The sequence below is a fragment of the Halomonas garicola genome, from assembly GCF_031935715.1.
Taxonomy (GTDB): Bacteria; Pseudomonadota; Gammaproteobacteria; order Pseudomonadales; family Halomonadaceae; genus Vreelandella; species Vreelandella garicola.
In genome coordinates, this window is sequence record NZ_JASSZF010000062.1 from 1 (window position 1) to 3446 (window position 3446).

The window sequence follows — 3446 nt, forward strand, 5'->3', positions numbered from 1 at the left end:
GATGATGACGACCCAGCGCCGTACAGCGTAGTGAACTTCCCGACACTGTCGGCGGCGAGCCATACCGCTGCAAAATCGACGTTAATTTTTAACGATCTGTCCGAATCAGGTTGACAGGTTCCGGCGCGCTTTAGGCCCTTGTCGTCGCCGTTTTGCTCGGCGGTGTCGCGGGCGTCCTGCCAGGTTTCCAGCTGCTCCAGCGCAAACCGGTAGCGCTGCTTGAAGCGGTCCTGGGCCGGCTGGCAGTAGTAGCTGAGGCTTGAGGCCGGGGCCTTGGGGTCAAAAAAGGCGTGGGCGAAGTGTTCCACTTCTTCCCCGTAGTAGATGCCGCTGGCGTCCAGGCTGCGCTGCAGGTCAAACACCACGTTGGGGTCGGAGACGTCGGCAAGCTCGGCCCTGCGGTAGTAGGGGGCGAAGGCGTCGAGAATGTCATCCTCGTCGTTGTAGAAGTCGAGGATGAAGGTTTCCTTGCCGGGAAACAGCCGGTTAAGCCGCGACAGCGTCTGCACGCAGTCGACGTTTTGGAGCTTTTTGTCGACGTACATCGCGCAGAGCTTTGGCTGGTCAAAGCCGGTCTGAAACTTGTTGGCGGCGATCATCACGTTGTAGTCGTCGGTGTCGAACGCCTGGGCCAGGTCGCGGCCGTTGAGATCGGGATTGAGCAGCCGGCTGGTTTCGGTCACCTCTTCGGGGATCACCTCGTCCTCCGCCACGCTGCCAGAGAAGGCCACCATGGGGTGAACGTCGGCGTAGCCCTGGGCCTGCACGTATTCGCGCATGGCCAGCTGGTAACGCACCGCCTCCTGACGGCTGGCGGTGACCACCATGGCCTTGGCCTGGCCGTCGAGCAGGTGGCGCACGTTCTCGCGGTAGTGCTCGACGATAACCTCGACCCGCTGGGCGATGTTGTACGGATGCAGCCGCACCCAGCGGGCCAGCGTACGCGAGGCTTTTTTGGCGTCGACTTCGTACTCGTCGCCGTCCGGGTGGGCGAGCCTCCAGGCGGTATTGTAGGTGACGTAGTTTTGCAGCACGTCGAGGATGAAGCCCTCTTCAATGGCCTGGCGCATGGCGTACAGATGAAACGGCTCGGGCTTGTTGTCGGCGCTTGCCGGCAGGCTTGGGTCTCGCGGGCGGCCGAACAGCTCAAGGGTTTTGGCCTTGGGCGTGGCGGTAAAGGCGTAGTAGCTGATGCGCTCGCTGGGGCGGCGGGCGGCCACGGCGGCACCGAGCATGGCTTCAGCGCTAACGTCATCCGCCTCGCCCTCTTCATCCTCGCCGGCGGCGGCCAGCAGCGCCTTGAGCTTGGTGGCGGAGCTGCCGGTTTGTGAGGAATGCGCCTCGTCGGCGATCACCGCGTAGCTGCCCTCGGCAAGCGCGGGGCGCTTATCCAGGGCATCAAACAGCGCGGGAAACGTCTGAATGGTGACGATGATGATGCGGGTATTGCTGGCAAGGGCGTCGGCCAGCTGCTCGGACTTGCTCTGGCTTCCCAGATCCCGCGTGATGGGCCGCACCACGCCGTGGGCGTGCTCGAACTGGTAGATAGTGTCCTGCAGCTGGCTATCCAGCACCGTGCGGTCGGTGACCACAATCACCGAGTTGAACAGCCGCGCCCCGCCGTCGGTATACAAACTCGCCAGCTGATGCGCCGCCCAGGCAATGGAGTTGGATTTGCCGGAGCCGGCGCTGTGCTGCACCAGGTAGCGCTGCCCGGGGCCTTCCTGAAGCGTCGCCTGCACCAACTTGTTGACCGCTTCCCACTGGTGATAGCGCGGAAAGGTCAGCGTCTCTTTCGTGGAACGGCGGCCGTGAAAGTCCTCGACGGGCTTCTTTTCCAGATGCAGAAAGCGGCCCAGCACCTTCAGCCAGGCCTCCGGCGCGAAGACGTCTTCCCAGAGGTAGGCGGTGGCGTAGTCGCCGGGGTTTGCCGGCGGCGGATTGCCCGCGCCGTCGTCCTCGGTGCCGCGGTTGAACGGCAGAAAGAAGGTGTCCTTGCCCGCCAGCCGGGTGGTCATCGCCACCTCGGCCTGGCTGACGGCGAAATGCACCAGTGCCCCGCGCTTGAAGGTGAGAAGCGGCTCGGCCTTGCGGGTAACCGGGTCTTTTAGCGGGCGGTCCGTGCGGTACTGGCGCTTGGCGTTTTCCACCGTCTGCTTGAACTGGCTTTTCAGCTCCAGCGTCGCGGTGGGAATGCCGTTGACGAACAGCACCAGGTCCAGCCGCGGGTTGTAGCTTTTCGCCGCGCCCTTCTCGCTGGCGTGGGGCGAATAGGAAACCTCGGGCACCACCCGCAGGCGGTTGGCACGGTAGCGGGCAAGGGATTCCGGGTTCATGCCGTGGTCGGGCTGAAAGCTGCACAGGTCAAACTTGATGCCCGGCACCTTGAAGCCGTGGCGCAACACTTCAAGCGTGCCGGCCTTTTCAAGCTCCCGCACGGTGCGCTGGATAAACGCCCGCTCCGGCGCCTGGGGGTTTGCCTTGCAGAACTGTTTCCAGCGCTCGGGCCAAGCGTCCTGCACATAGCCCAGCAAGTCTTCGGTATAGAGCGCGCTTGCACGGTCGTAGCCGCTGGCCGCCCCGGTCAACCAGCCGCCCTTGGCCATGGCGGCGATAATGTCCTGCTGAAACTGCGCTTCCCTGCTGCTGGCCATGGCGTCCTCTGCGAATCTATCTATATAAGGCTCAGCTTACGCGCTTGGGCGTGTGGGGCAAGGCGTAGGCGCTACGCCGTGAAATCATGCCTTTCCTATTGGTAAGTCGCCCGCGGCTCGGCAGCCATGGGCATGTCTTCCGGCTCGGCCTGTTCTTCGGCCTGCCAGCCCCGCACGTCGATTTTGCCGGTCACGGCGGCGGATATTAGGGCTGAGCGACGCTCTGCCAACACTTTAATCGCACTCTCAGCTTCGTTAATTAATTTTTTAAAATGTTTTTTAAGAACTGAAACCTTACTATCAATTGCCTCTTGCTCATCAAAAGGCGGCACCGCTATTGGGATATCATAGACCTGCTCAACCCTAAGGTGGGAAACGGTGCTTCCGTGCGACACACTATCGATGTAGCGGGCAAGGCAATCAGAAGTTAAAAAATCAAAGACGAAGCGTGTAACCCTGCTATCATTTGGAATGATATTCATCATTCGCTGCCCCAAGCAAATAGGTAAGTCTTTAGGCACGAGACAAACTTCTCCCGCTGGAGCTTCACGAGTAAACAAAATCGAACCTTCAGGTGGAACTCCCCTCTGAGTCCAAATCTTAAAATCCTCTTCATTTGTGTAAAATGCGCCATCAACATTGAGAGATTGATTTTTCACATTTGATGTTCCCTATCTGCCAGCGTAGTTGTCACCCAAACGGATTGAGAGGTGATCAACATGCGTTACCCAGCAGAGCGTAAGGAAGCCATCCTCAAGAAGATGGCACCGCCCATGAGCATGACCATCCCGG

2 protein-coding genes are annotated in these 3446 nt (G+C 60.6%); both read right to left on the minus strand.

The annotated features are described in order from the left end of the window. Positions 1-2654: type I restriction endonuclease subunit R (locus tag RS027_RS13395; RefSeq protein ID WP_311957743.1), on the minus strand; the 2654-nt coding region annotated here is incomplete at its 3' end. Between the two features lie 95 nt (positions 2655-2749). Further along, on the minus strand, positions 2750-3313 hold the full coding sequence (locus RS027_RS13400) for a restriction endonuclease subunit S (protein WP_311957744.1): 564 nt from the start codon (positions 3311-3313) through the stop codon (positions 2750-2752). Between the last annotated feature and the right edge of the window lie 133 nt (positions 3314-3446).